This window comes from Phyllobacterium sp. P30BS-XVII, from assembly GCF_014138335.1.
Lineage (GTDB): Bacteria > Pseudomonadota > Alphaproteobacteria > Rhizobiales > Rhizobiaceae > Phyllobacterium > Phyllobacterium meliloti.
Window position 1 is genome coordinate 253,465 of the sequence record NZ_JACGXO010000007.1, and the last position, 26,573, is coordinate 280,037.

Annotated in this window: 24 protein-coding genes; 14 read left to right on the forward strand and 10 right to left on the reverse strand. The window is 51.2% G+C overall.

Translation table 11 applies throughout. The features are described from left to right. Positions 1–204: 204 nt before the first annotated feature. Together FHW17_RS19680 and FHW17_RS19685 are read right to left on the reverse strand one after the other, a co-directional pair. Positions 205–660, reverse strand: coding sequence for a pyridoxamine 5'-phosphate oxidase family protein (locus FHW17_RS19680; RefSeq protein ID WP_113095739.1), 456 nt, complete (start codon positions 658–660; stop codon positions 205–207). Positions 661–715: 55 nt separating this feature from the next. Beyond that, positions 716–1,552 (reverse strand): universal stress protein, encoded by an 837-nt coding sequence (locus tag FHW17_RS19685; RefSeq protein WP_113095740.1) that lies wholly within the window; start codon positions 1,550–1,552, stop codon positions 716–718. Between the two features lie 191 nt (positions 1,553–1,743). On the opposite strand from FHW17_RS19685, the gene FHW17_RS19690 reads away from it, so the two are divergent. Beyond that, positions 1,744–2,316 (forward strand): flavodoxin domain-containing protein, encoded by a 573-nt coding sequence (locus FHW17_RS19690; RefSeq protein ID WP_162730185.1) that lies wholly within the window; start codon positions 1,744–1,746, stop codon positions 2,314–2,316. A 209-nt stretch (positions 2,317–2,525) separates the two neighbouring features. Here the strand turns inward: FHW17_RS19690 and FHW17_RS19695 are convergent, their stop codons facing one another. Beyond that, a complete protein-coding gene (locus FHW17_RS19695; RefSeq protein WP_113095743.1) occupies positions 2,526–3,389 on the reverse strand; it encodes a universal stress protein in 864 nt (287 codons plus the stop codon). 100 nt (positions 3,390–3,489) lie between these two features. Here FHW17_RS19695 and FHW17_RS19700 point away from each other — a divergent pair, with 100 nt between their 5' ends. From FHW17_RS19700 to FHW17_RS19730, 7 genes are all read left to right on the forward strand, one after another. Then, positions 3,490–3,876, forward strand: a complete 387-nt coding sequence (locus FHW17_RS19700) for a hypothetical protein (RefSeq protein WP_113095744.1) — start codon at positions 3,490–3,492, stop codon at positions 3,874–3,876. A 71-nt stretch (positions 3,877–3,947) separates the two neighbouring features. Beyond that, complete coding sequence (locus FHW17_RS19705) at positions 3,948–4,769, forward strand: universal stress protein (protein WP_113095745.1); 822 nt, start codon at positions 3,948–3,950, stop codon at positions 4,767–4,769. A gap of 112 nt (positions 4,770–4,881) precedes the next feature. Then, positions 4,882–6,402: a PAS domain S-box protein gene (locus FHW17_RS19710; protein WP_113095746.1), complete on the forward strand. Its 1,521-nt coding sequence runs from the start codon at positions 4,882–4,884 to the stop codon at positions 6,400–6,402. Next, positions 6,389–7,009: a response regulator FixJ gene (gene fixJ / locus FHW17_RS19715; RefSeq protein ID WP_182510624.1), complete on the forward strand. Its 621-nt coding sequence runs from the start codon at positions 6,389–6,391 to the stop codon at positions 7,007–7,009. The genes FHW17_RS19710 and fixJ overlap by 14 nt, the downstream gene beginning before the upstream one ends. 579 nt (positions 7,010–7,588) lie before the next feature. Continuing rightward, entirely contained in the window at positions 7,589–8,245 is a 657-nt protein-coding gene (locus tag FHW17_RS19720; RefSeq protein ID WP_113095748.1) for a helix-turn-helix domain-containing protein, read from the forward strand. 24 nt (positions 8,246–8,269) lie between these two features. After that, positions 8,270–9,025, forward strand: a complete 756-nt coding sequence (locus tag FHW17_RS19725) for a YoaK family protein (protein ID WP_113095749.1) — start codon at positions 8,270–8,272, stop codon at positions 9,023–9,025. A 93-nt stretch (positions 9,026–9,118) separates the two neighbouring features. After that, a complete protein-coding gene (locus tag FHW17_RS19730; RefSeq protein WP_113095750.1) occupies positions 9,119–10,723 on the forward strand; it encodes an MBL fold metallo-hydrolase in 1,605 nt (534 codons plus the stop codon). A gap of 52 nt (positions 10,724–10,775) precedes the next feature. Here the strand turns inward: FHW17_RS19730 and FHW17_RS19735 are convergent, their stop codons facing one another. From FHW17_RS19735 to FHW17_RS19750, 4 genes are all read right to left on the reverse strand, one after another. After that, on the reverse strand, positions 10,776–11,426 hold the full coding sequence (locus FHW17_RS19735) for a BON domain-containing protein (protein WP_113095751.1): 651 nt from the start codon (positions 11,424–11,426) through the stop codon (positions 10,776–10,778). A 108-nt stretch (positions 11,427–11,534) separates the two neighbouring features. Then, entirely contained in the window at positions 11,535–12,716 is a 1,182-nt protein-coding gene (locus tag FHW17_RS19740) for an acetate/propionate family kinase (RefSeq protein WP_113095752.1), read from the reverse strand. A gap of 4 nt (positions 12,717–12,720) precedes the next feature. After that, positions 12,721–15,132 carry a phosphoketolase family protein gene (locus tag FHW17_RS19745; protein ID WP_113095788.1) on the reverse strand — a complete coding sequence of 804 codons (2,412 nt, stop codon included), beginning with the start codon at positions 15,130–15,132 and terminating at the stop codon, positions 12,721–12,723. 307 nt (positions 15,133–15,439) lie between these two features. Continuing rightward, on the reverse strand, positions 15,440–15,964 hold the full coding sequence (locus FHW17_RS19750; protein ID WP_113095753.1) for a GNAT family N-acetyltransferase: 525 nt from the start codon (positions 15,962–15,964) through the stop codon (positions 15,440–15,442). A 528-nt stretch (positions 15,965–16,492) separates the two neighbouring features. Here FHW17_RS19750 and FHW17_RS19755 point away from each other — a divergent pair. The 6 genes from FHW17_RS19755 (at position 16,493) to FHW17_RS19785 (ending at position 23,010) form a co-directional block, all read left to right on the forward strand. Further along, a complete protein-coding gene (locus FHW17_RS19755; RefSeq protein ID WP_113095755.1) occupies positions 16,493–17,032 on the forward strand; it encodes a cytochrome b in 540 nt (179 codons plus the stop codon). A gap of 361 nt (positions 17,033–17,393) precedes the next feature. Next, positions 17,394–17,813 (forward strand): GNAT family N-acetyltransferase, encoded by a 420-nt coding sequence (locus FHW17_RS19760; RefSeq protein WP_113095756.1) that lies wholly within the window; start codon positions 17,394–17,396, stop codon positions 17,811–17,813. A gap of 280 nt (positions 17,814–18,093) precedes the next feature. Then, the gene (locus FHW17_RS19765; RefSeq protein ID WP_113095757.1) at positions 18,094–19,116 is read left to right on the forward strand and encodes an ABC transporter substrate-binding protein; all 1,023 of its coding nucleotides are present in this window, start codon (positions 18,094–18,096) and stop codon (positions 19,114–19,116) included. Next, on the forward strand, positions 19,113–20,153 hold the full coding sequence (locus FHW17_RS19770) for an iron ABC transporter permease (protein ID WP_113095758.1): 1,041 nt from the start codon (positions 19,113–19,115) through the stop codon (positions 20,151–20,153). Before FHW17_RS19765 ends, FHW17_RS19770 begins: the two co-directional genes overlap by 4 nt. Then, positions 20,150–20,911: an ABC transporter ATP-binding protein gene (locus FHW17_RS19775; RefSeq protein ID WP_113095759.1), complete on the forward strand. Its 762-nt coding sequence runs from the start codon at positions 20,150–20,152 to the stop codon at positions 20,909–20,911. The genes FHW17_RS19770 and FHW17_RS19775 overlap by 4 nt, the downstream gene beginning before the upstream one ends. Before the next feature lie 731 nt (positions 20,912–21,642). After that, positions 21,643–23,010, forward strand: a complete 1,368-nt coding sequence (locus FHW17_RS19785) for an aspartate aminotransferase family protein (RefSeq protein ID WP_113095761.1) — start codon at positions 21,643–21,645, stop codon at positions 23,008–23,010. A 282-nt stretch (positions 23,011–23,292) separates the two neighbouring features. Here FHW17_RS19785 and FHW17_RS19790 read toward each other — a convergent pair whose 3' ends face one another. From FHW17_RS19790 to FHW17_RS19800, 3 genes are all read right to left on the reverse strand, one after another. Beyond that, on the reverse strand, positions 23,293–23,754 hold the full coding sequence (locus tag FHW17_RS19790; RefSeq protein ID WP_210275966.1) for a GNAT family N-acetyltransferase: 462 nt from the start codon (positions 23,752–23,754) through the stop codon (positions 23,293–23,295). A 119-nt stretch (positions 23,755–23,873) separates the two neighbouring features. Next, complete coding sequence (locus FHW17_RS19795) at positions 23,874–24,965, reverse strand: LacI family DNA-binding transcriptional regulator (protein WP_113095762.1); 1,092 nt, start codon at positions 24,963–24,965, stop codon at positions 23,874–23,876. A gap of 632 nt (positions 24,966–25,597) precedes the next feature. After that, positions 25,598–26,515, reverse strand: a complete 918-nt coding sequence (locus FHW17_RS19800; protein WP_182510625.1) for a LysR substrate-binding domain-containing protein — start codon at positions 26,513–26,515, stop codon at positions 25,598–25,600. Positions 26,516–26,573: the final 58 nt, after the last annotated feature.

Here is a 26,573-nt window from a genome sequence, read left to right on the forward strand (position 1 = left end):
AGGCAATGAGTGTAGTTCACAGTACTGGAATTTCTAAAAGCCCAAGCAACGACCCTGCGAAATCGCATCCTCCGGCCATCTTTGAAATGGTAAATGCGGCTCACCCATGGCCAGGTTCGACCAGACACTAACCATGGCGGAGCACGAAGGCCAATTCTAGTGCTAGTTCGCTATATGGAATAGCTCATTCAATGTTTTGAAAAGTTAGACTGACTTTACGGCCCTATGACCCGTTTTCTCTTCAACCAGTATCCGGAAATAAATTGGCTCCAACGCACGTGAGTGATCCCGGATTACCGTATTTACATAAGCGGGTTGCCACCATTCTGCGCGCTTGCTCAACAGACTAAAGGCTTGATTTCGCGCCTCCATATGTTCAGGGGCCTGCGTCAGCTCTTCATAACGCCCTGTGATGACTACGCTCTGCCAATCATTGGTCGCGTATATGTGATCGAACTCGACGCAAACTTTTGGATTATCGCGCATCCACTCTATCTTTTTTCCAAAGGTAGTGAAGGCATAAAGGAATCCCAGCCGATACACGAAATTCAATGGAACAACGTAAGGTTGACCTTCGTGCGAGCACCCAAGACGTCCAACTTTTGCTGTCTTCTCCAACAGCTCCATAATCTCGTACTGGTTCATTTCCCGGATAATCATGGACTCAAACTCCCATTTTTGGATAGTTAAATACTGCTGTTGTGCAACTGCGAGATCAGCGAGCCATCAGAATCGGTAATTCGGAATCATCGATCATTGACTTGGTAACTCCGCCAAATATCAGTTCGCGCACACGTGAATGCCCATATCCGCCCATAACAATAAGGTCGGCGGCAATATCTGTGGCATGTTGCCGAAGAACGGTCGCTATAGGATCTCCGCCACTTGGTAGTCGATCAACGATGATCTTTACGCCATGATGAGCAAGGTAAGCCGCAATGTCGGCACCGGGCTCGGCGCCATTGGCTATCGAGCTCGTATCCGGGTCAATCATGGTCACGTGAACTTCATCTGCGGATGCCATGAAATCGAGTGCTTCACGAGCGGCACGCGCGCATTCCACACCAGAATCCCAAGCGAGCAAAACACGCTTTGGCTTTAGGGTTGGTTTGCTGTTGCGCGGGATAAGTAAGACTGGTCGCCCTGACTCAAAGAGAGCACCATCAATGGCTTTCTTTTTCAGGCCGACGTTACCCAGAAGGTCTGGGCCGATAAGCGTAACATCGGCATATCGGGCGCGCCTGCCTATCAGATGACGAGCGCGTGCAGGCTCAGGATATTCATCCGTCACTGCCGCCGAAATTTCAGCGTCCTGTACCAATGTCTCAATTTCATCAACACGTTTTACGAGATTGTCCTGATCTTGCTGGCGCTGTTTTAGCCAGACATCGGCAGTACCGATGGGATAATCACCAATCGGTGGAAGCTCCGCCATAGCGATGACCATCACCGCAAGTTGGGCATTCAGCTCCGAGCATAACCCGATAGCTGTGAGAACATCATCGTTTGGTTGATCGATACCAACGACACTGAGCAAGGTTTTGAAGAACATCGAATGGCTCCCGATACGCTTGTGGAATTTGTGAACACCGGGATAGCTTTCAATCTCCTCCTGCACATTGCGATGGATCAAACAGATGGAATTTCGTGTTCTTTGATTAGCATCAATGCGAGTGATCTGAAGATATTGAATGCTCTCACGATACCGGAAGAAAGTCCGGAGCAAAGAGGAGAGGTATGATCATGAAATTTCTCGTGCTCTATTCCAGCATTGAGGGACAAACCCGCAAAATCGCCGAAGCGATAGCGAGCCATCTGGAAGCGCTCCGTCATACCGTCATGTTGAGCGAAACCAATCAGCTTGGATTTGCCGATCCGGGCGTGGGCGATGGAATTATCCTCTGTGCCCCGGTTCATTCGGCACATTACCCTTCGCCCTTCATCCACTACGTGCGCGGTTGGGCGCCAGTCCTCAACGACATGCCTTCGGCCTTTATATCCGTGTCGCTGTCTATCGCCAGTTCTGATATCGCGGAGCAGGAAGAAGCCAGAAACTATGGAACCGCACTGTCGTCGGAAACTGGCTGGATTCCAAAGGCGGTTCTCAACTGTGCCGGCGCACTTAAATATTCGGAATACGACTATTTCAAAAAATGGATGCTGAAAAGAATCTCCGCAACCGAAGATGGTCCAATTGACGCCAGACGCGACTACGAGTTGACAAATTGGAGTGCAGTAAAAACGTTTGTGAATGAATTCATTCAATCGATAGCAATCGGCACATTTGCAAAGACGGACCATTCGCAGCAGCAATGAACTTTTATATCGTTGAACAACAATTATCCGCCTCGATCCATGAACATGGTCGAGGCGGATATTTTGTGTTCATACTCATGGTTATTCCTCTCGTTCCAAATGGCGTCTGTATTATCGGGACACCTTGCAGATAGAAGAAGAACACTGCCGCCTATGCCTGGCATTGACAAAGATCAATCATGCCAACCATTTGCCAAAACTCTGCGAGTTCAGCGCATTAGGAACAGCGGTAACGATGGTGCATCAATCAGGGATTTGGTAACACCGCCAAATATGCGTTCATGCAGACGTGAGTGCCCATAAGCACCCATGACCAACATATCAGCACCCATTAGCGCCGCGTGCTCGGACAACACTTCAGCAACCGGCCTACTTCCAGCTGGCAATCGTTCAATAGAAACATTCGCGCCCCGTCGCTTTAAATAGGTAGCCAAGGGCGCGCTATGATCGAATTCCTTTGGATGGTTGGATGCAGTTTCATCGACAGTTGTGATGAAAACTTCTTCTGCCTCAACCAGAATATCAATGGCTTCGTGAATTGCCCGGACAGCTTCAATTCTTCCATTCCATGCAACCATCACTTTCTTTGGATGGATGGTGGCCCTGAACCCGGCCGGGATGATAAGCGTGGGCCTGCTGGAATGAAAAAGAACACCTTCCAGTGTAGGTTCCCGCAGTTGAGGCTGAAGCAACAGATCGGGTCCGATGACGATGAGATCGGAATAACGCGCGCGCCTCCCAATCATATTATCCAACCAATCCTTGTGCGAATACTCCGTGTCGATGTCAGCAGACAGACTGTATGTATTAAGAAGGGCTTTCACCTTCATCTGGCGCGCCTTGATCGAAGCGAGTTCCGCTTCACGATCCAACATCCATTCGTTCGAAGACAGCACGCCGTATCCACCAATGGGGGCAGGCGCCACCCCTACAATGAGAACATTCAAAAAGGCATCTGCCTCAAGGGACAAATTGACGGCATTGATGAGATCCTGGTTGCATTCATCTCTGCCGATGACGCAGAGAACTGATTTACACGACATTGCGATGCTCCCTATTGGTGCGATTATCATGACCACTCATTAACTGAGACCATCAATCCGGTCATTGCGCTGGATCAAAGCGGACCAAAGCAACTCAGGTAGATTCCATTTGAAACAAGGAACACCTGCCATGACCACAATCACCAAAAATAGCACCAGATTCAAACACGCTCGGCTCGTGCTTGCCCGGGAAAAAGATCACCCAGTTGGCGACAACAATCAGGGTTACGACCTTCTTTTGCCTCTCGATAAAAACGGGCACATCGACGCCAGAGAATGGAAAGTCACTCAAGACAAATGCCGCGTCCGCCATTTTCGTCCTGGTCAAGACGACCTTATAGGGCGCCTCAGACGTAAGCCGGGTGGTCAATGGTATGTCGACTATACGATTGGTGAAACGGACGATGAATTGATCTTCCGTCTGAGCGACGAGCGTTTCGCCATCGGCGAATATATATCCATCAAAAGCGCAGGCGTCATGCACACCTATCGCGTCATTACTATTGAAACGCCATGAGAGCTCCCGGCTCAACTGCCCATTTGCGGCGCCACAATGCAATTTGTCTCAATCTGATCGGAGAATGTGAGATGACTTACAAGAGCATACTCGTGAATTTCAACATTGATGAGGCGGCCTCCCCGCTCCTCGAACTGGCAATTAATCTCGCAACGCAGTTCAACGCCCATCTTATTGGATTTGCCGCCGCAAATGTAATGCCCATAATAGCCGGTCCTGACGGATTGGGCGGTGGGGGCGAAGTCATGATGCTACAAAGAGAGGATATTGAAAAACGACTGAAGCAGCTAAGCCGTGAATTCGAACGTGTCGCCCGCTCCCTGCCCAGCCACGAGTGGCGCGATGGCGTAGCCAGCCCAACACTTTCTTTGATAGAGGCTGCACGAACAGCCGACCTCATCATTACGAGCGCTGCAAAAGAATCTTTCATCACAGATGGTAACCGCTCGGCCAATCTGCCAAGTCTGGTGCTTCAGGCTGGACGTCCCGTACTCGTGTCAGCACACGGCATGAAGAAACTTTTCTCCAATACCGCGCTTGTCGCATGGAAGGATACCAGAGAAGCCCGGCGCGCCGTTATTGATGCCATCCCCTTGTTGTGCCAGGCAGGCGAAGTTGTAGTTGTTACTGTGGATGGCACGGGCGATGCTTTGGTTCGAGAAAGCCTTCAGGATGTGCTGGCTCTCTTGCTTCGGCATGGTATTCGCGCTCGAAGTCAAGTCATCGATGACAACGATGATGGCAGTGCGCTTCTTGCCTTTGCCCGATCAGTCGAGGCAGAGCTGATCGTCTCCGGTGCCTATGGACATAGCCGGGTCCGAGAGTTCATTTTCGGTGGCGTCACCCGCTCCCTTCTTGAAGAGAACGGCATAACGAGACTGATGTCGAGTTAGATCCTTGGCCAACGGGTCCTGAATCACATGGATACTGTTGTAAATTCGCACGATTTGCTACTTCATGAGCAGACACTGCATATTCCTGCAGATCAGTTCAAATGGTGGCACCATGCCAGCTCGCAATATGCCAGGTCTTAAAGGACGTGTACTTCAGGCGGCTCTTTCTTCCCAATTTGAGGGAACACGAGGTTATCTGCTTGCGATAAGTGTCGTTTGCCTGTCTTTTCTCATCCGTTTTTCACTTCAGAGCCTGCTTCAGGACCGGGCCATATTTATCCTGTTTGTGCCGGCTATTCTGGTTGCATCAATCGCCGGAGGAATTGGCCCAGGTCTATCAGCCGTTGCCCTGTCATTATTATGCGCATTTTATTTGGGCGGGATGCAATTCAATGCATCCGAAAACGCACTCGAGTTTGCCATTCTGATCATTGTCGGCGCGACAATCGCCTGGATGGGAGGGTTGTTGCATCGTGCTCGTCGCATGACTGACAAAACTGTCAGCGACCTTGATGCACGAGAAGCTCATCTGCGCTCCATTCTTGATACAGTATTGGACGCCACTGTCGTCATCGAAAAAGATGGCACCATTACCGCCTTTAACGCAGCAGCTATTCGGCAATTTGGGTATTTGGAAGCCGAAGTCATCGGACAGAACGTGCGTGTGCTCATGCCGGAACCTTACCGTCACGAGCACGATGGCTACATCCATCGCTATTTAGAAACAGGAGAAAAGCGTATCATAGGCGTTGATCGTGTGGTGGTTGGTCGCAGAAAAGATGGATCAACATTTCCGATGAAACTGGCTGTCGGTGAATTCAAATCGGGCGGAAAAAGCTTTTTTACGGGTTTCATCAGAGATCTCACGGAGCGTGAAGAATCAGCTGCGCGGCTCGAGGAAATCCAGGGTGAACTGGCCCGTTTGGCTAGGCTAAACGAACTTGGTGAGATGGCATCGACTTTGGCACACGAGCTCAATCAACCGCTGTCGGCCATAGCGAACTATGCACAGGGCTGCACCCGCCTCCTGCGCAACATAGATGAAGCAGTCGCCATAAAAATGCGAGAAGCACTGGAAGAAATGTCCAGACAATCTCTGCGAGCAGGTCAAATTATTCGCCATCTGCGAGAATTTGTGACACGCGGTGAAACCGAAAAAGCACCGGAAAATATTCGCAATCTCGTTGAAGAAGCAGCAGCACTGGCCCTGGTGGGATCACGTGAGAGAGGCATGCGGTCATCGTTTGACTTCGCACCCAATGCCAAGCTTGTGATGGCAGATCGGGTCCAGATTCAGCAAGTTCTCATTAATCTTATGCGTAATGCTATGGAAGCAATGCGTGATTGCACCACACGCGAGCTTTCGGTAAGTACAACCTCTGCAGTGGATGGGATGATTGCTATTGAAGTGGCGGATACCGGACAAGGCATTTCTGACGAAGTCGCAGCTCAGCTTTTCAGACCTTTTGTCACGACCAAACCCGGCGGAATGGGCATCGGGCTCTCCATCTCCAAACGCATTGTGGAATCCCACGGAGGCGAGATTTCAGTGCAGCGAAATGATCAGGGTGGTGCTACATTCCGGTTCACCCTTCCTGCGTTTGAAGACGAGACACCGAATGGCAAGCAGTGACTATATCGTGCATATTGTGGATGATGAGGAGGCCGTCCGAAAATCGTTGGCCTTTCTGCTCACAATGGCTGGATACGCCGTTCGCTTGCATGAATCTGCTACTGCATTTCTGGTTTCTGCACCTTCACTAGGCAACGGGTGCCTAATCACAGATTTGCGTATGCCGGATATGAGTGGAGTTGAGCTTTTGCGCGAACTTCAGGCCGCAGCAATCGAAATTCCTTCAATTGTCATTACCGGCCACGGTGATGTGCCGATGGCTGTCGAAGCAATGAAGGCGGGCGCGCTCGATTTCATCGAAAAGCCGTTCGAAGAACAAACCTTGATTGATGCGATAGAGCGCGCCGCTAGCCGAATAAGTGACACACCTGCCGTAGAAGATACCGCAGCTATTCTCGCACGGATCGCTCAGCTAACGGATCGCGAACTGCAAATCATGTCTGGTGTCATAACCGGCCTTGCGAATAAAACCATCGCCTATGACCTTAAAATTTCCCCTCGCACTGTTGAAGTCCATAGGTCAAACGTAATGACCAAAATGCAGGCCAAAAGCTTGCCAGAGCTTGTTAGAATGGCACTTCATGTCAAATTTGGCAGGGAAACCTGAAAACCCCAACCTTATAGTTCTTCTTCTTTGATCTACCTCAATGCGGGTCTCCTCCTGAAACACTAAGCCAGTTGATGCTGATTTTCCGGCAACCGATCAATGATCGCGTTACGAGGGAAGTTCTTTGACCAATTTTTGCCAGATCCTGATTGTTGCACCCGATCGTGTGTTTCGGCGTTCACTCGAATTCGCGCTCGAAGCTGAAGGATATACAGTGAAATCATACTCGACGTTGAGTTCAGCTTCTGTCGCCCTGCAATCACAATCGTATTCATGTGCAATTATTGATGAGCCCGTAATCAAGAGAGAGCCAATCCCAGGGAGTGGCCTGCAAAAGATGACTATTCCTGTCATTTTACTCGTTGACCGGTCTCATCCTCTCCCTCAAGCGAGTTTGGTCCATTACTTGATCAAACCGATCTTCGGCAACGCCCTCATAAACGAAATCCGCAAACTCACTGGGGGTACGTGAGGCCGTTTTAATGCGCGTTCTACGGGAAAACCCGTAGGTACATAACCGAATTACGCCAATGTCAAATTTGGATGATGCTTTCCCTATCAAATCAAAGGGAGATCGCCATGTTCGCCTTCGCACATTCTCACATATCTGGACAGGGACAATACCCACACGCTAACGACGCGCATGTTCCCCTGCCCTTCGGTGCGACCAGTCCTCAGCAAACGAGTTTTCACGCACCAGGATCCGAGATTTACGCTCAAGGTGAAGCAGCAGGCAATATCTATCAGGTTGAGTTTGGAGCTGTCCGTGTTTACCGCCTCCTATCAGACGGCCGCAGGCAAATCAGCGCCTTTTACATGTCGGGTGAAGTATTTGGTTTCGAGGGTGATACCGTTCATCATTTTTTTGCCGAAGCGATCACAGGAACCAGTATCCGCAGTTTCCGGCAATCCCAATTAAACGATGTGTCCCAGTTTCTCTTGCCAATAACATTGCGTGGTTTAACACGCGCCCAGGAACATCTGCTTGTCCTTGGACGCCAAACCGCTGCCGAGCGGGTAGCTGCCTTTCTCCTTGATATTGCCAGGCGGCAGGGCGGCTTGGAACAAGTCGATCTGCCAATGTCGCGTATGGACATTGGAGACTATCTTGGATTGACCATTGAAACTGTCTCGCGTGTGTTTTCAAAAATGAAGGAAAAAGGCATTATTGCTCTGCCGACGCTGAGAACCGCTGAAATCCTGAAATGGAAAACTCTTGAAGCCATGAGTGATTGATCATCAGAACGGTGTTCAACAGTCATGCTTCCATTGTTGCGCCAGTTAGCAGCCCACGATCGCAGCGACAAAGCTGACTTCCATCTGGCGTGCATTCTGACTTTTGTTGCAGGCGCCGTGAATGCTGGAGGATTTCTGGCCGTAAACCAGTACACATCGCACATGTCGGGGATCGTATCCTCCATGGCCGACAATTTGGCCCTAGGCCGATGCAATCTGTTTCTCGCGGGGTTTGGCGCTTTTACATCCTTTGTTGGTGGAGCAGCCAGTTCTTCAATACTCGTCAATTGGGGCAAACGGCAAAGCCTGAACAGCGCTTACGCTGTTCCCTTAATTGTTGAAGCATTGCTGCTGCTATGTTTTGGATTGATCGGTAACAATCTGGAACAACGCCAATGGCTCTTCATCCCGGCAACGGTGATGTTGCTATGCTTCATTATGGGGCTTCAAAATGCAGTGATTACCAAGCTTTCCAATGCACGCATCCGAACAACTCACGTAACGGGTATGGTCACCGACATGGGTATTGAACTTGGTAAACTCTTGTACTGGAACATTTCAACGGGTGACGTAAAAGTTAATCCTGTGCGAGCCGACCGGGTAAAACTGCAGGTCCACGCGTCGCTTATTCTCATGTTTTTTTGCGGTGGCGTCTGCGGGGCGATTGGTTTCAAATACGCTGGATTTGCCGCTTCATCAATTCTCACACTTATTCTCATGATGTCGGCGATTGTTCCGCTTACTGATGACATCAAAAGCTTGCTTCGCAGGAAGTCTTGAATGCGCAAGTATTGATCCGTATCAAAGCCGACCTGCGCACGAAAGTGGATAGTACCGCCACAACTCGCGTCTTCTTTCACAGGCTCAAAAACCATGTCATTACCCCGACTGCATTTTCACGGAGCTGCCCATTCTGTAACGGGTTCCTGTTTCGAAATAGAAACCGAAAAAGCGCGCGTGCTCGTTGATTGCGGAATGTTTCAGGGGCCCAAATCCGAACGCGAATTGAATTATCGCGCCTTTCCGTTTGATCCGGAAAAAGTAGACGCGGTGCTTCTGACGCACGCGCATATCGACCACTCCGGACTATTGCCCAAACTGGTCAACAAGGGTTTCACGGGCCGGATATTCGCGACAAAAGCGACAATCGATCTCTGTTCTGTCATGTTGCCCGACTCTGCACACATTCAGGAAACAGAAGTGGAACAGTTGAATCGGCGCAACGCGCAGCGGGGGCGTCCAATTGTTACCCCTATATACATACAGGCCGATGCGACAGCATGTATGCCCCTGTTCAGATCGGTCGATTACAGAGAGTGGATTTCCATTGTACCTGGCATACGTGCTCGCTTTTGGAATGCAGGTCATCTGTTGGGTTCCGCTTCCATTGAAATTGAACTGGCCAGCGAAGAAAGCGGTCCAATCTTACGTTTGATGTTTTCCGGCGATATCGGGCCTGCTCATAAGCTGTTGCAAAGTTCTGCAGAAGGTCCCCGGGATCTCGATTATCTTGTCTGCGAAGCAACATATGGCGACCGCGAACGTGGTGACGTTTCATCGGATCAACGCAGGGAAATTTTACTCCAAGAAGTGCAAATGGCTGTAAGGGCGAACGGGCCTCTCGTCATTCCTTCCTTTGCTGTCGAGCGAACTCAGGAGCTGCTGGTTGATCTGTTTCTCTTGATGAAGGCAGGTTCCATCCCGGCAAGCGCAATTTTCGTAGACTCTCCGCTTGCAACACGTGCCAGTGAAATATTTGAACGGCATGCATCAGAAATTGAACGCGGCGACATTTTGCGCGATGCATTGAATGATCCTCATGTCCGTTTCACCGAAACCGTTGAGCAGAGTAAATCGATCAATCGGATTTCCGGGTTTTTCGTCGTCATCGCTGCCAGTGGCATGTGTGACGCAGGCCGGATTCGCCATCATCTGAAGGCAAATCTTTGGCGCAAGAACGCAACAATCCTGCTCACAGGATATCAGGCGCAAGGTTCACTTGGCCGAATTCTTCTCGATCACGCATCAAGTGTTCGTATCCAAGGAGAAGAAGTGCAGGTCAAAGCACGTGTTCGCCAACTTGATCTTTACTCAGGACATGCAGACGCTTCCGAGCTCATGAATTGGATCCAAGCACGCAATCCGGTTTGGCAGCATATTTTTCTTGTTCATGGTGAAGAGGGCAGTCTTGATGCCCTTAAAAACCGTCTCGAAACCTTGCATGACGGAGCGCATATTGTAACACCTGAGCTGGATGACACATACGAGCTGGGACAAACTGCTACCAGGCTTGTAACAAATCATTTCCCCCGATTGCCCCCAAACAAAGTGGCACATCTCGATTGGCATAATGATTTGTCCAAACTTCTGCTTGATATCAGCGAGGCGGTTGACAAGGAAGCCGATGAGCGAGGCAGATCGGTCATAATTCGGGGCCTGCGGGAAGCACTGGACAATCCAAAAAATCCCCGGTCGTGAGACAAAACATGGGACCAACTTAATTTTTGAAATCAAATTGGTCCCCGAGTATTCAGGCTACTGTAATTTTGTCGTCAACAATCTTTACGCCCGGCGCCGACCATGCTGCCCGCTCGGCTGCAATTCTCGCGAACCAGGCACCAACTTTACCCCGTAATGTGACCATGCCGGCATCATTTACATCGACATTGATCGAAGCCGCATCGACCTGGGCAATGCGGCGCAAAGAATCTTCGATACGCCGCTTCACGTCAAAAGCTGACAAATGGGGCTTCACTTCGATGTAATTGAGCACATCGTACACACCCGCCAAGCCTCGAACGGCTTCCGTTGCTGCAATCTTCTGATAATGCCATTCAACTTTTCCAGTGAGCGTCACGCATCCATCCTGAACTTTTACCTGTACAGTTCCATCGGGAATGACAGTATTCCAGCTGATGACGTGAAGCGCCCTTTTTGCGATTTCATCATCCGCTGTACGATGAGTGCCAAATGGTCTGACTTCGATCTCCTGGGCAATGCCTCTTACGCCTTTCACCCTACAAACAGCGTCGGCCACGGAGTTTTTCTCGCAATAGGTGAATACGTGCCCCGTCAGGGTGACGACGCCATTTTCAACTGCCACTCCGATATTGGTGGCGTTTATACTAGGCTCATATTCCAATTCATCGATAATGTTCTGACGCAATGCGTAATCGTTCATTTCTGTTCCTCTCAGTAACGGGGACCACGTTCCATTCTCCCGATCGGAATAATGATCTCAATTATCGAGCAGCAACGCATTGATCATAATCAAATGCCAATCTCCCCTTTATTGGGGTGTTTGCTGAATACAACGAGAGACGTCCTGCGCAACGGCAAGCTCTTCATCGGTTGCAATAACAAGGACTTTCACCTTTGAGTGAGAGGCAGTGATATCCTCTTGGCCTTTCCAATTGCGATCCTTGTCAATCTTCACACCGAGCCACTTCGTAGCAGCACCAATCTTCTCCCGGATCAAAGGTGAGTTTTCGCCAATCCCCGCACAAAAAACGAGTGTATCGACGCCGCCTAAGGATGCCGCCATCGCCCCAATCTGCTGACTGGTCCGATAAACAAAAAGATCAATTGCTTCCTTGGCCATAATTTCCGTTGAATTAATCAACACCTGCATATCTGCGGAAAGGCCTGAAATGCCCAAAAGTCCTGATTGATTGTACAGAAGATCGGCAATGGCATCCGCGGACATGCCTTGTTCCTGGAGCAGATACAGCACTACGCCCGGATCAAGTGCTCCGCACCTCGTGCCCATCAGCAATCCGTCAAGCGTTGAAAATCCCATAGTGGTTGCAACACTCACTCCACCCTGCATCGCACAAAGACTTGCCCCACTGCCAAGGTGCGCAACAATGCAGCCTCCTCCGGCAAGGTGACCATATTTAGCTCGCAAGCGGGAAGCAATGTAGCCATAAGATATCCCGTGAAACCCATAAGAGATGAGCCCATGATCCGCATAGCTGCGTGGCAGACCATAAAGGGACGCGATCCTGGGCCTGCTGTGATGAAAGGCCGTATCAAAACAGCCATATTGTATGGCCTTTGGGAGCGCCCTCATCGCTTCTGCTACAATCTCGAGATTGCGAGGTTGATGCATGGGAGCGAGTGGAATGAGTTTGCGCAAATCGTTGATGACGTGTTGATCTAGCACCGTGATATCTGCAAACTCGCCTCCGCCGTGGACGATCCTGTGGCCAACAGCGACCACAGATTTCAGATGGCCACGACACGATAGCTGATCCAGTACCAATGCCATCGCAGTCTTGATATCCATGGTTTCGCCCTTGACGGGAACCTCGATGTCTTCACTGCCGGCCTCATAAATCTTCATCCGCGGATTGGCATCCAGAGCAGAAATACTGCCGCGAACGTGTAAAGTTGGATCGCCCGCCAGTTCAAAGACCGCGAACTTCAGGCTGGACGAGCCCGCGTTGAGGACAAGTATTGTCTTCGGCATTCAATCAACTCAAACCGACTTGCGAAGAGGGTACCCATCGCCAGTTGAGGATCTCCGGCATATCCTCGCCATGTATCCGGATATAATCATGATGCTCGAGCAGTTTGGCCTTCATCAGCTCGGCAAGCCCTGTTCCTCGTGATCGCGCCGCAGGTACCTTGTCGAGCACACTCAAAACAAGGTGATATCTGTCAAGCTCGTTAAGAACCGTCATGTCAAAAGCGGTCGTGGTTGTCCCCTCTTCCTGATAGCCGCGCACGTGAAAATTATCGTGGTTGGTTCGCCGATACGTCAATCGATGGATTGTCCATGGATAGCCATGGTAGGCGAAAATAACGGGTTTGTTGCTGGTGAAAACAGCATCGAAGGCCGTATCGGCAAGCCCATGCGGATGCCGCTCCTTCGGCTGCAACGCCATCAGATCAACCACATTGACTACCCTTATGTTCAATTCCGGCAAATGTTCTTTGAGTATGCTGACGGCCGCCAATGTTTCAAGTGTCGGGACATCGCCTGCACATGCCATCACAACATCGGGTTCTACATCATTCTCGGTTGAGGCCCAGTGCCAGATGCCGAGGCCTTCTTTGCAATGGATCTTTGCCTGATCCAGTGTCAACCACTGCCACAGAGGCGGCTTACCAGCAACGATGATGTTGATCCGGTCCCAGGTACGCAGCACATGATCCGTGGTACATAAAAGCGTATTGGCATCCGGCGGGAGATAAACACGCACAACGTCTGCTTTCTTGTTCAGCGCTACATCAATAAAACCCGGATCCTGATGGCTGAAGCCGTTGTGATCCTGATGCCAGACGTGACTTGTCAGCAGATAGTTCAACGAAGCAATCGGTGGTCGCCACGGGATATCGCGGCTTGTATCCAACCATTTTGCATGCTGGTTGAACATGGAATCCACGATGTGTACGAATGCTTCATAGCAGGAAAACAAGCCGTGTCTGCCGGTCAGCAGATATCCTTCGAGCCAACCTTGACAGGTATGTTCAGAAAGTATCTCCATTACCCGCCCATTTGCTCCAAGATTGGTATCTTCGGGTAATTTTGTTGCCATCCAGGCGCGATCGGTTACCTCGAAAACATTCTGAAGCCGATTGGAAGCCGTCTCATCTGGTCCAACAATTCGGAAATTGCGGGTGTCGATATTTGCCGTCATCACGTCGCGCAAAAATGCGCCCATGACCTTGGTGGATTCGGCCTTGACTGTGCCAGGTCCGTTCACTTGAACAGAATGAGAAACTAGGTCAGGCATCTTCAATGATGTTTTCAAGAGCCCGCCATTTGCGTGCGGATTGCACCCCATTCTACGAGCCCCTTGCGGCGTCGCAGCAGCCACGTCGGCCATCGGAGCTCCCTTTGCATCGAAGAGTTCCTCCGGTCGATAGCTGTGGAGCCACTCTTCCAGCATCTTCAGGTGTTTGGGGTTTTCCCCTAGACCCGACAAAGGTACCTGATGTGATCGCCAGAACCCTTCTGTTTTCAAGCCATCGACTTCTTTTGGTCCCGTCCAGCCTTTGGGACTGCGCAGGACAATCATTGGCCAGATGGGCCGGGTGGCATAGGCATCATAATCCTGACGCGCGATCTGCTGAATGGATTTAATTTTCTGCATCGCATTATCCATGGCATCTGCCATGAGTTGATGCATTAGAATGGGGTTATCACCCTCGACGAAAATCGGATCATAGCCATAGCCCATGAACAGTGCCCGCAATTCCTCCTGCGAAATCCGGGCAAGAACGGTTGGATTGGCAATTTTATAACCGTTGAGGTGCAAGATCGGCAGAACCGCACCGTCCCGCTGCGGATTAAGAAATTTGTTAGAATGCCATGCCGCCGCAAGCGGACCCGTCTCCGCTTCACCATCTCCAATGATACAGGCTACCACCAGATCGGGATTATCAAACGCAGCACCGAAAGCATGCGACAGGGAATAACCGAGCTCGCCGCCCTCGTGGATTGAACCTGGCACATCTGGCGAGGCGTGACTTGGAATCCCGCCAGGAAAAGAAAACTGTCTGAACAGTTTTCGCATGCCCTCTTCATTTCGCAAAATGTCAGGATACCGGGCACTGTAGCTTCCTTCCAAATAGGTATTTGCCACCATTGCCGGGCCGCCATGTCCGGGGCCGCAAACATAAATCATATTGACATCAATCATGCGGATGATGCGGTTAAGATGAGCATAGATAAAACTCAAGCCGGGAGACGTTCCCCAGTGACCCAATAGCCTGGGTTTCACATGTTCAATTTTCAGTGGCTTGCGAAGTAGCGGATTATCGAGGAGATAAATCTGTCCTACTGTCAGATAATTGGCAGCACGCCAGTACAGATCGATATTTCCGAGCTCCTGTGCAGACAAGCGCGAATGGGATTCTCGTCCTGAGGCAATATTCATCATGGGTCCTTCCGATCAGTTTTGCTCGATTAACGCTTAGAGAGGCCGGATGGATGCTTGGTCTGTTCGCACATCCTTTGAAGTGTGCGTGACGCTGTAGCCAAAGCACTTCTTTAAAAGTTCACAGGGTTGATGAACTTCAAATCCAGCTCTTAAAGCACACGCACTTTACGGACATTGCGCTGGATCAATCCATGCCGATTTTTACAAGCCGCTCACGCTCACCTATCTTGGTTGTCGCTCAACTGAAGAGACTTGACCCCTGTGTACCGTCCTATCGTTTTGAGGATGTTTGCGTCCTTTGTGACTACAGATGGCTCAAATGCTTGCGGACAATAATGAGAGAAGGATCATCCGGGTAGGCTTCCGCTACAAAGCCAAATTCGCGCTCAAGATCAATTGCAGCGTGGTTTTCACGACTCTCGATTGATTCAAGCGTGGTGATACCTCTGGCATCTGCGTAGCGCGATATATGATCCAGTAACTTCCAACCGACACCCTTATTTTTGTGCTCAGCACGAACAGAAATGGCAACTTCGCCTTTCTCGAGAGAGTCATCACATGCGAGCATGGCGGTGGCTATGATCGGCCCTCCAAGCTGAGCGAACGCCAAAAAATTTTCTGTTCGAAGATGATCGATCTGGGTCAAGGCAACGAGACGGTCATGCCCTACCTCCCGGATGCTGGACAAGAAGCGAAATCGTAGATCTTCGGGTGTCACCTGAGTGAAGAACTCTGCCAGTGCAGCCTCATCGTCAGGTCGCGCCGGGCGTACGTGGAACTTAAATCCAGCACGGGTTGTCAAATTGCCGCTCCAAGTATCTGTAGTCATTTTCTTGCTCCAATATGGTCTGTTTCTAACGCCCCAATCCCTGCGTTTTAGCCATTGAGCTGATTTGCTGCCGATTGAAGCGATGTGTCAGTCGCAACCTTCCTGTTGTTCATCGTTTTGAGCATTGATCCTGATCAATTCAGTCTCGCTGAATAAGATCTATCTAATTGCAGCCAGCGACCGTTGAACGTTCACTTCTGACCACTTCGCGGCCATGAGCAGTACGAGGGGTGAAAATTCATGAGATTCATTGAGAGCTCAACATTAGTTTTCGCGGTCCTTGCGATGATCGTGATCAGCATACGAATGGCTATCTATGAGAATGCAATCTTTCAGCAATCACTGAAAAGGAGAAACCCAACCCGGATTGTTGATGGAGATGACGCTCTGAATGCACCCAACACGCCGGAATATGCGCCGAAGTCGACATGAACAGTTTGCAAGGAAATCAAGCATTCATCATCTCGAACATAGACCGGCCTCAATTTGCACGCTGATTAGAACCATTACAAAGTGGAGATTAACCTGATGGCTTCCAATAACTATTCCACGTCGCAAAAATCTCTGCATTGGATAATTTTTGTTCTTGTTGTTGGACTTTATGGACTGACGTTTGGCGATGATATTTTTCAACGGGGTGATCCAAATCGCGCTTTTGCCTGGTGGCTACATATATCCTTTGGGATGTTGTTGGCATTCTTGGTCGGATGGCGCGTGTTCTTGCGACTGGTTAAAGGTACACCGGAATTTCCACTATCGATGACGGTTACAGAACGCGTGTTGGCCCGGGCCGGGCATTTGGTCCTCTACGCACTCTTGATTGCAATTCCGCTACTTGGCATCTTCCTGACATGGTACCGAGGCGATGCGCTTAGTTTCTTCGGACTATTTACCATCCCGGCGCCATTTCTGCCTGATCGCGAAACCGCACGATCTATCAAAGAATTGCACAGCCTTTGCGCCAATGGCATTCTCATCCTTGCAAGCCTACATGCCCTTGCTGCTTTTTGGCATCATTTGGTCCGTAGGGACAATGTCTTGAAACGCATGTTGTTTATCTGGCGCTAAACAAATATATCCACCCTCTGTCGAGTTCCAAAGTTCCCGAATTGCAGCAGAAAACCACTAGCCCATTATAATTGATATAAATCAACGTCCCATCAGCTCCACATGGGACGCGCTATTCTTTGACGGCTCCGCTATCACTTGAACATTCCCACGTTCCAATAAGAAAATTTAGCGCGAAAAATGGCTGGTTTCCGCCGCCATTACGGCCGTTAAACCAAGCTACGACATTTCCTTAAAGCTGCCGTTCTGCCTGAGGGACTTGGCTGTCTGGTTTGAGGTGGAAAGTGGATTGTCTTCGTTAAGGCAATATTGGATGGATGCGGACCTTGCCTGAACAACGGCGACGATCTAAGGGGTGAGTATGCCTTTTCCTTCATCTCACAATTCGGCAATTGCTGAATGGCGCGGAGCCTTCGAGAACGCGGAGGTCAACGCTCTCCACGCGAAATGCTTTGAACACCGGGAGTCGGCGGACGACTGGTGGGCCCAAGTCAATCACTTCAGTCTCGGATGGGTTTGCATTCGTCGATCGGCAAGGTTGGTCGGGTTCGTGAACGTGGCGTGGGATGGGGGAGTTCATGCTTTTATCCTGGACACCATGGTTGATCCCGCTTTCCAACGCCAGGGTATTGCGAAGGCCCTGATCGAAGAGGCGGTCGCCCATGCAAGGCGGACCGACTGCGAGTGGCTGCATGTAGACTTCGATCCACATCTCAGGCCGTTTTATTTCAACGCCTGTGGCTTCAAACCGACGAACGCCGGCCTGATCCCATTGAAATGAGATAACAGCTATTGGGATCGACAGTGCTTCCTATCGGCGGCTGGCGTGAGGTCAGTTGCCGAAGGGCAACTTTTCTTTGAGTCAGACTGAAACCGGACGAGCCATTGTATCTTAGCCCAACCGAATATCGAGAGGTCTTGGCCCTACTTAAAACGAGTCCAGGTTTTTATCCGCAACCCTTTTTTCTGAAATTCCCGCCAAAACAAGACAAAAAGAGTCTTGTTTTGGAAGGCCCGGCGAGGCTATATCGCGAACATCTCTTCGCCAAGGAAGTTTCTCCGTGAATATACTCAAAACTGGTCTCACCGTTTTCAGCTTTTATGCAGTCAGTTTGGTCGCAAATCCCGCATCAGCGACGTCAACTCACTACCCTTTGTCCATCGAAAACTGCGGTGCAACCGTTATATTCGAAAAAGCACCGAAACGAGCAGTGGGCCTTGGCCAAAATAGTGCCGAAATACTACTTTTGCTAGGACTTGAAGACAAGATGGTGGGGACGGCATTCTGGCCTAGCAAAGTCTTGCCAGAGCTCGCGGAGGCTAACGCGAAAGTGAAGTTGTTAACCGTTGAGTTTCCGACTTTTGAATCCATTCTCGCCCAGAATCCGGATTTCGTGGCCGCGGCCCTGCCCAGTCTGATCGGGCCGACCAGCAAGGTGGCTAAGCGCGAGGATTTCGATAAAATCGGCGTGCCGTCTTACATATCACCGAGCACTTGTCTCAGCACTGAGAAGGTGAAGAATGAATACGGTAGTCGTGACCAGCTCTGGAACATGGACCAACTTTACAAAGAGATTGACGAGCTTTCTCAGATCTTTGACGTGAAGGATCGTGGCCAGTCGCTGATTACTGATTTGAAGAAGCGCGAGGGAGCCCTGCGCTCAAGTGTTTCAATGAAGGGCAGGAAGCTTTCCTATATATTCTGGTTCTCCAGTCCGTCGCCAACTGCTGACGCCTATCTTGGCGGCAAGAACGGTGCTTCCGGCTTCATCGCTGATGTACTAGGCGGCAAGAACGCAATCAACGCGGAAGCGGAATGGCCGACGCTCGGCTGGGAAAGCATCATCGCCACCAATCCGGACTTTATCGTTGTCGCCAATCTCGACCGAAACCGGTGGGAACTCGATAAACCGGAAGCCAAGATCAAGTTCCTGACGACCGATCCGGCCGTTAGTCAGATTCCTGCGGTTAAAAATAAAGCGATAGTCGTCATGGATGGCCAGGCGATGAATCCGACCATCCGCACGATCTACGGTGCCGAACAGGTCGCGGAGCAGTTAAAGGCACTTGGACAGCTGAATTGAGCAAGAAAAGCAGCACTGCTCGACAACTCGCCATATTCGCGGCACTACTGCTTGCTTCCCTTGCCGCAATCGCACTGGTCGTTGGGGTCAGCGTCGGGATTGGCGACCTGCCGATACCGCTTGCGACGACTTTTGCGGCCATTACCAACCAGTTGGGATGGACAGAGGTAGAACTCAATCGGATCCATCAGACGGTGATCTGGGATTATCGCCTCAGCCGGGCGTTGGTCGCGGCCTTTTGCGGCGCGGGGTTGGCACTTTCCGGCGCGATCATGCAGTCACTTCTGCGTAATCCGCTTGCAGAGCCTTACGTTCTCGGCATTTCTGCGGGTGCGTCAAGTGGTGCAGTAGCGATAGTGATCCTCGGCTTGGGTGCCGGAACTCTGTCGCTGTCAGCGGGAGCCTTTGCCGGCGCGTTTGCAGCTTTTTTGTTTGTCGCGCTTTTGTCGAATGGCGCGCGAGGCGGGGCGGATCGCACGATACTCGCCGGGGTCGCAGCTTCGCAGTTGTTCAATGCCGCCACATCCTACATCGTGACAACATCTGGTAACGCTCAGCAGGCGCGGGATGTAATGTTTTGGCTGCTTGGCAGTTTTGGTGGCGTACGCTGGCCGGAATTTATGCTGGTTTCCATCGTTGTCGGTTTCAGCCTCATTTCCTGCCTGTTCTATGCGCGGATACTGGATGCGTTCGCGTTTGGTGACGAAGCAGCTTCAGCTCTCGGGGTCAATGTGGGAAGGGTCCGAACCGTGCTCTTTGCGCTGACAGCGATTATGACAGCCACAATCGTCAGCATGGTGGGCACTATCGGCTTCGTTGGACTTGTCGTGCCCCATGCAGCACGTTTTATAGTCGGTCCGTTGCATATTCGGCTTTTGCCGGCATGCGCTATCGTCGGCGCGGTCTTCATGGTGCTGGCCGATATCGCATCGCGAGCGCTCGTCCCCCAACAGGTGTTGCCGATCGGCGTCGTTACAGCACTCGTCGGCGTGCCTTTCTTCTCGGTTATTCTCTACAGGTTTCAACGTACATCATGAGCATTAAAGCCGACGGTATCACGTGGAAGTTCGGAAAGAAAACCATCCTCGACAGCGTTTCTTTGGAAGCTTATCCCGGCCAGATGATCGGGCTTCTTGGACCCAATGGCTCCGGTAAGACGTCGCTGCTGCGTCTTCTTGCGGGACTACATAGGCCAGACTCCGGAAAAGTCACACTGGACGGCAAGGATTTCCGCGATATTCCTCGCCGGACTGTCGCCCGGCGCATAGCCTTCGTTGAACAGCAGGCAACGACCAATTCGAATCCCACCGTGATCGACGTGGTAAAGCTCGGTCGGTTTCCACACCGTTCGATGTTCTCCGGATGGTCCAATATCGACGATAAAGCCGTAGCGGAAGCTCTCGACCATACCGGCATCGCGGAAAAGCGTAATGCGCGTTGGCAGAGCCTTTCAGGCGGCGAGAAGCAACGCACTCATATTGCACGTGCATTGGCGCAATCTCCGAAAGAATTGCTTCTTGACGAACCGACAAACCATCTCGACATCCAGCATCAGATTGGACTGATGAGGCTTGTGTCCCATCTGCCAGTCACCAGCATCATCGCACTGCACGATCTCAATCATGCTGCAATGTTCTGCGATCAGGTGATCGTCATGCAGGAAGGCAGGATCGTCGCTACCGGCAAGCCAGAGTATGTTCTCACTCAGGATTTGTTACAGAGTGTATTTCGCGTCGAAGCACGGGTTGAAACTTCGCCGCATCATAATCGGGCCCATGTTCATTACCTGCCATAAACGCGATGAGTACCATTGTCTTTCGCAACGATTAGGACAGACGGACGTAGCCGCCTTTTCCTGAGTGAGCGCTGTAGACTTACTGCCGGACCAGTGCAACGCGAGGGTTCATAGCCCGCCCTTCCTAGGTGTCGTTAGGAAGCATACTTTTTAAAGGACCAATTTCAAGGAGCCATACGAGTGGTGGCGCCTATCATTTCCCCGATTGCCTTTTGTACTTTGAGATTACCGAGGGTGGCAGCCTTAATGGCATCGTCTTTAGATGTTCCTGTACCCTTAGAAAAAATACACCGACATAGTACTGTGCCGTTGGATTGCCCTGTCCATCGATTCCGTGACATTTATTTACGTCTCCTAATCAAGATCATCGTGCTCCCACGGCGTCCGATTTTGTGGCTGATAGTCCCTGATACTCATTTTCTGCGGTGCGTAATTGCCGTTCCGAAATACATCGGCTTCATCATCTCGCCTATTGCGAAAATACCGACTTCGACCCCCATCTGCTCGGCAAGGTACGCCACCACAACGGCTGGCAGACGTGCGTCTGTGCCCAGAACCCTACCGGAATATCGCATTATGGAAAGCTGTAGGGCAGAGCCAAGTCTGTTGTGGGTTTGGGAGTCACGAATGAAGATTGACATGCCGGAAAGTTCACGATAATTCGCTATGTAAACGTACACATTGCGCAAAATTTGCACGTTTAGGCTTTATTTCTTCAAAGGAGGACAATTATGAATCAGATGCACCGAGCGGACGCTCCATGGCCAGTGCCACACGAGCGCTCAAAGGAGCTGTACGAAAGAGCGCAGCGCGTAATCCCTGGTGGGGTGATGGGCCAAGGCCGTTTTGCGAAGCCGCATCCGCTCTACATGACCAAGGCCGAAGGTGCCCGCATGTGGGACGTCGACGGCAACGAGTACATCGATTTCCATTGCGCATTCGGTGCCGTGGTTCTTGGTCATAATGATCCTCGCCTCAGGAAGGTAATTGACCAAACTTTGGATCAACACGGCGTCGCGTTCTCAGCTGCACATCCATTGGAATCTGAATTGGCCGAGCGCATCGTCAAGCATATCCCGTCCGCGGAGCGAGTCGTCTTTTGCTGCACGGGTTCGGAAGCGACGTACCACGCTATCAGACGTTCGAGAGCCCACACGGGCCGAAATAAGATTCTCAAGTTCGAAGGTGCATATCACGGATGGCACGATTACGTTCAGTGGAGCGTTCACTTCGATCCCGCGGAGGCCGGCAACGCCGATGCTCCCAAGCCCGTTCAGGAATCAGCCGGAATGATCCGTGGCGCCGAGGATGGGCTGCTAACCTGCGGATATAACGACATCAAAACACTTGGCGACATATTCGCAAAACATGGCGCCGATATCGCTGCGGTGATCGTCGAGCCTGTATATCACAACGCTGGTGTAGTCATGCCGGTCCCAGGGTTTCTTGCCGAAATCCGCGCGCTTTGTGATAGCAACAAGTCGGTGTTGATTTTCGATGAGGTTATTACAGGATTCCGGCTTGGTCTTGGCGGTGCGCAGGTTCAATGTGGCATCATCCCCGATCTTACGACCATGGGCAAGGCTATCGCGAATGGGATGCCGATTTCGGCGATCGCCGGAAAGGCCGAGATCATGAATGGTTTTGCACCTCTCGGTAAGACGTTTTTCTCTGGGACCTTCTACGGCCATGTGTTGAATGTGGCGGTTGCAAATGGCTGCATGCAGGTCCTTGAAAACGAACCGCCCTACGAGTACCTGGACCGCCTAGGCAACCGTTTGAAGGCTGGTATCGATGCCGCGATTGATGAAATCGGCATCCCGGCAACCGTCAGGCAACATGGATCCGTATGGGGCCTTTACTTTACCCGGAGAGATCTGATCGGCTATCGTGACATGGCCAGCTTTGCGCAGACGAAAGAGCATCCAATACACTCGTCATATCAGCGATGGATGCTGGAAAACGGCATCTATATCCACCCCCACTTCATTGTGCGCGGCTATCTCAATGCTGCACATACCGAAGCGGACATCGATCGTTTGGTTGATGCGACACGGCGTTACTTCGTCGCCCACAAAGAAAATCTCACAGAACTTTGACACGATTGCGGGAGGCCGGTAGCCATGTCTCAGCGGCCTCCCTTGAGCACAGGGGCACGATGCAAACAGAACGGGAATGGCAAACAGTATTCGGCGGAATCGAAATGTTCCGCGACTCCTGCAACGTTTATGCGGTGCCGGGACCACTAGGTAGGGTCGCTTGGTACACACTGCTGTCGTTTGACTTGGCTATGACGAAGTCCACTTGCGGTGGAATACCCACTATCCACTTTCATTGCGTCCACTGTGCAAAATAAGCCATCCGCACCCTCCTCCGAAAGATCAGATTGCTAGGTTCAATATTGGGCGCGCCCAAGTCACCTTCATCGTTGGCAGTTTAGTTCCAATGATCATGGCACCCATCCTTTGGTAGAACCCGACAGAAGGGGGATGGGAGACAATCTTAATTGAAGGAATACCACGTCGCTTTGCCTCAGCCACCATGTGTTGAAATAGCTTCGCACCTATTCCCGTTCCTTGAGCGTGATCGGCAACAAACATGAGGTCCAATTCCGGTTCCTCGGCTAGCGTTAGACTGTAGAAGCCCGCGATGGCGTCCTGAAGGACAGCGACGTAGAAAACATCTGCGTCTAGCTGGGCGGGCGTGATGGCATAGCCGTCCAGAATGCTGGTGTAGTTGCCTTCATAGGCACTCGATTGATGCATCAACTGGGTGAGCGCCTTTGCATCACCGTGTTTGGCAGGTCTGATCTTGAGCAACATGCCCCCCTGAATCTGGCTCATCGCGAGTTCCATATTTGTTTTTAATAGTACCACGCACTAATTGCGACGTCTGTTTGAGGTATTAGCAGCTGGGCTGTAACGCATCCCGTTTCTGTCATTCGCGCGGCGTTGGCGGATGACTACCTCGAGGGACATGAACTGGAGGAGCGGATTACCAGTTCAAACTCAGTGGATGTGCCCTTGACGTCGGGCTCGGCAGTCAACAGATAATCTACGGCTCGCGCGCCGAACATTCTTTTTGGAGAACGCACGGTTGTCAGTGGAGGCTCTACGAACCTTGCTGCCTCAATGTCATCGAAACCGACAATCGTAATGTCTTTCGGTATCGATAATCCAGCCTCGCGCGCGCCCCTCATAGCACCGATTGCCAGCACATCGTTGTAGGCAAAAATCGCAGTGGGACGGCTTGATTGTTCCAAAATTTGTCTGGCAGCGGTGCGGCCAGCTTCAAACGTTTCGTCAGACCGCCAAACGGGGCATGGCCATGCTCCAATCCGCTGCAACTCAGACTGGATACCTTCCAACATTAGCGCCGCTGGCCTAAGAAGACGGCCCGCAAGAAAGACGATCTCTTTGTGGCCGAGTTCAACAAGATAAGCGGCCATACGCCCCGCAGCCGCATGATCGTCCGTCAATAGAATCTCGGCTTCCATATCCGAAGAGTCCAGATCTGGTGAGGATCTCGACAGACTTTTCAAGTCTTCAACTAATGCCGGCAAAACATGGCGGTCGTCGATTGTTTTGGCGTCCCAGCCCACCAAAACAGTCTTAATGGCCGGGCCAAGATCGTGAAGCCAAGCCCGGCTCGCCTGTGAGGCACCTCCGACGATTAATCCCTTCACTTTGTGACTAAGAAAGTGTTCTGCAAGCTCGCGTTCTTTATCTGGATCGCGGCCAGTGTTACCCAGCAAAATCTGATAACCAAATTCCCGGGCTCTTGCTTCGACGCCAGCGGCGATCTCTCCCCAGTACTGGTCAGAGCTACTGGGAACTATTAAACCGAGAATTCGGCTTTCCCTCATAACAAGCGCACGCGCCAATAAGTCTGGTCGATAGTTAAGGTGTTTTATGGCACTTTCGATTTTCCGTTTTGTTTCTTCACTAACCTTGGGAGATTTCTGAAGGACCCGGGTCACTGTCGCGATGGAGACACCACTTTCTCTCGCCACATCTTTGATGGTGGGTTTTCGTATCTCATGCCTGTTTATCATAGATAAATTCTTTGCTCAGATTCACTGTGTGTGCGGCTAATGATCATGCCCAAGCTCCGTTCCTTTGGCCAGTATGGTGGTGAGCCAGTCGGGGTCCATTCTAAGGGCGGTGACAAGATTGTTTCCAAATCATACCCTAAGAATTGAAAGAAGAACAAATAATAAACAAACCAAGGATTTTACTCCAAAGCGGATCTAATTTTGCGCTTCGTTATACGAATTATTGCTTAGGTAAGCGATTGATACAATTAACGAATTTTCTTAGCATATGATTTGGAACAAATCTTGTCGTGCCCTGTTCAGCCGAGTACTATGCGTTCACCGCTCCGCGAAGCTCATTGTAATCGTACTGACGGGACCCAATCCTGCCATTCGCTCTTTAGACTGGATTGCCTCGCCACAAAACAGGAGTGATCAGGTATCGACTGGCAGTTGCAAGGAATAATCGGGTACACCCGTGGCAGAGTATTCCGTTAAGGTACGAACCGGCGTTGTGCGGTCGGTCGGCACTTAGATATAAGCAATCCGCATACAATGATCCCAGTATCGATCTTCCAGCTTATATTAGCAAACTGCTGCCTGATCTGGAGTGGAAGATGTTTGCTGGGCATCCCGCCAGTGGGCTTCTTCGGTCAATGCTCGGCGAGACTGGACGCAATCGTGCTGACTGCGTTTCGGAGCCATCGGAGTGCGGGATCGGCTTGCCGTCGCTTGTGCGAGATCTGCGTGAACGGGATCGCGGGGAACTCGATCGGCGAAGGCAGGATGACCAATCTCTTGTGGCGTCGAAGTGATTCCAGGCTTTTCGCGGCGACCGTCAGAACGAGGTCAGTCCCGATAATCGTGTTCGGCGCGATGCTCCAATGCGGAAGCACTAGTGCCACCCGACGACTGAATCCTGCCGTGTGAATGGTCTCATCGATCTCCGTCGATGCCTCACCATGAACGGCGACCAGCACGTGAGGTCGCGCGAGATAGTTTTCCAGATGGATCCGCTTGACCGACGGCGTAAGAGACGCACGATCGACAAGGCAAACATACTGGTCTGAAAACAATAGCTCGGGGTAAATCTGGGCAGGCAAATGCGGAAACACGCCTAGTCCCAAATCAACATCCCCATCGACCACCCCTGCGATCATTCCTTCCCGGCTTAACTGAGTGATAGACAGATCTATGCACGGCGCCGATCGCCGCATCAGCCTCATCAGTTCGGGCAGAATGATGTTGGCGCCGTAATCCGACATTGCCAGCCTGAAGACGTGGCGGCTTTGCACCGGATCGAACCCGTCGGGTCCGAGCACCGCGCGTATCTGCGAAAGGGCTTCTGTCAGCGGCCGTAAGAGCTCCAGCGCCCGGACAGTCGGTGACAGGCCACCGCCGTGGCGCGTAAAGAGAGGATCTTCAAGCAGCACGCGCAATCTGGCCAGCGCGTGGCTAACGGCTGGTTGACTCATGTTCAATCGAAGCGCCGCACGCGAAACATGCCGCTCCGAGAGCAGCGCATCGAGCACCACCAGAAGATTGAGGTCGACGCTGCGCAAATTATTCATACTATGCATGATATGTGGGATAATCTGAATTTGAAATAGTCCTTGTGTATAATTAGAG

What these genes read in the sequence shown, in the direction of transcription:
- FHW17_RS19695 (WP_113095743.1), bottom strand. Translation starts at nt 3,389, where the DNA reads ATGATAATCGCACCAATAGGGAGCATCGCAATGTCGTGTAAATCAGTT.
- FHW17_RS19755 (WP_113095755.1), top strand. Translation starts at nt 16,493, where the DNA reads ATGGCTTCCAATAACTATTCCACGTCGCAAAAATCTCTGCATTGGATA.
- FHW17_RS19720 (WP_113095748.1), top strand. Translation starts at nt 7,589, where the DNA reads ATGTTCGCCTTCGCACATTCTCACATATCTGGACAGGGACAATACCCA.
- FHW17_RS19730 (WP_113095750.1), top strand. Translation starts at nt 9,119, where the DNA reads ATGTCATTACCCCGACTGCATTTTCACGGAGCTGCCCATTCTGTAACG.
- FHW17_RS19705 (WP_113095745.1), top strand. Translation starts at nt 3,948, where the DNA reads ATGACTTACAAGAGCATACTCGTGAATTTCAACATTGATGAGGCGGCC.
- FHW17_RS19700 (WP_113095744.1), top strand. Translation starts at nt 3,490, where the DNA reads ATGACCACAATCACCAAAAATAGCACCAGATTCAAACACGCTCGGCTC.
- FHW17_RS19790 (WP_210275966.1), bottom strand. Translation starts at nt 23,754, where the DNA reads ATGAGCCAGATTCAGGGGGGCATGTTGCTCAAGATCAGACCTGCCAAA.
- FHW17_RS19750 (WP_113095753.1), bottom strand. Translation starts at nt 15,964, where the DNA reads ATGACTACAGATACTTGGAGCGGCAATTTGACAACCCGTGCTGGATTT.
- FHW17_RS19690 (WP_162730185.1), top strand. Translation starts at nt 1,744, where the DNA reads ATGAAATTTCTCGTGCTCTATTCCAGCATTGAGGGACAAACCCGCAAA.
- FHW17_RS19760 (WP_113095756.1), top strand. Translation starts at nt 17,394, where the DNA reads ATGCCTTTTCCTTCATCTCACAATTCGGCAATTGCTGAATGGCGCGGA.
- FHW17_RS19685 (WP_113095740.1), bottom strand. Translation starts at nt 1,552, where the DNA reads ATGTTCTTCAAAACCTTGCTCAGTGTCGTTGGTATCGATCAACCAAAC.
- FHW17_RS19725 (WP_113095749.1), top strand. Translation starts at nt 8,270, where the DNA reads ATGCTTCCATTGTTGCGCCAGTTAGCAGCCCACGATCGCAGCGACAAA.
- FHW17_RS19710 (WP_113095746.1), top strand. Translation starts at nt 4,882, where the DNA reads ATGCCAGCTCGCAATATGCCAGGTCTTAAAGGACGTGTACTTCAGGCG.
- FHW17_RS19740 (WP_113095752.1), bottom strand. Translation starts at nt 12,716, where the DNA reads ATGCCGAAGACAATACTTGTCCTCAACGCGGGCTCGTCCAGCCTGAAG.
- FHW17_RS19735 (WP_113095751.1), bottom strand. Translation starts at nt 11,426, where the DNA reads ATGAACGATTACGCATTGCGTCAGAACATTATCGATGAATTGGAATAT.
- FHW17_RS19800 (WP_182510625.1), bottom strand. Translation starts at nt 26,515, where the DNA reads ATGAATAATTTGCGCAGCGTCGACCTCAATCTTCTGGTGGTGCTCGAT.
- FHW17_RS19745 (WP_113095788.1), bottom strand. Translation starts at nt 15,132, where the DNA reads ATGAATATTGCCTCAGGACGAGAATCCCATTCGCGCTTGTCTGCACAG.
- FHW17_RS19775 (WP_113095759.1), top strand. Translation starts at nt 20,150, where the DNA reads ATGAGCATTAAAGCCGACGGTATCACGTGGAAGTTCGGAAAGAAAACC.
- FHW17_RS19680 (WP_113095739.1), bottom strand. Translation starts at nt 660, where the DNA reads ATGATTATCCGGGAAATGAACCAGTACGAGATTATGGAGCTGTTGGAG.
- fixJ (WP_182510624.1), top strand. Translation starts at nt 6,389, where the DNA reads ATGGCAAGCAGTGACTATATCGTGCATATTGTGGATGATGAGGAGGCC.
- FHW17_RS19795 (WP_113095762.1), bottom strand. Translation starts at nt 24,965, where the DNA reads ATGATAAACAGGCATGAGATACGAAAACCCACCATCAAAGATGTGGCG.
- FHW17_RS19785 (WP_113095761.1), top strand. Translation starts at nt 21,643, where the DNA reads ATGAATCAGATGCACCGAGCGGACGCTCCATGGCCAGTGCCACACGAG.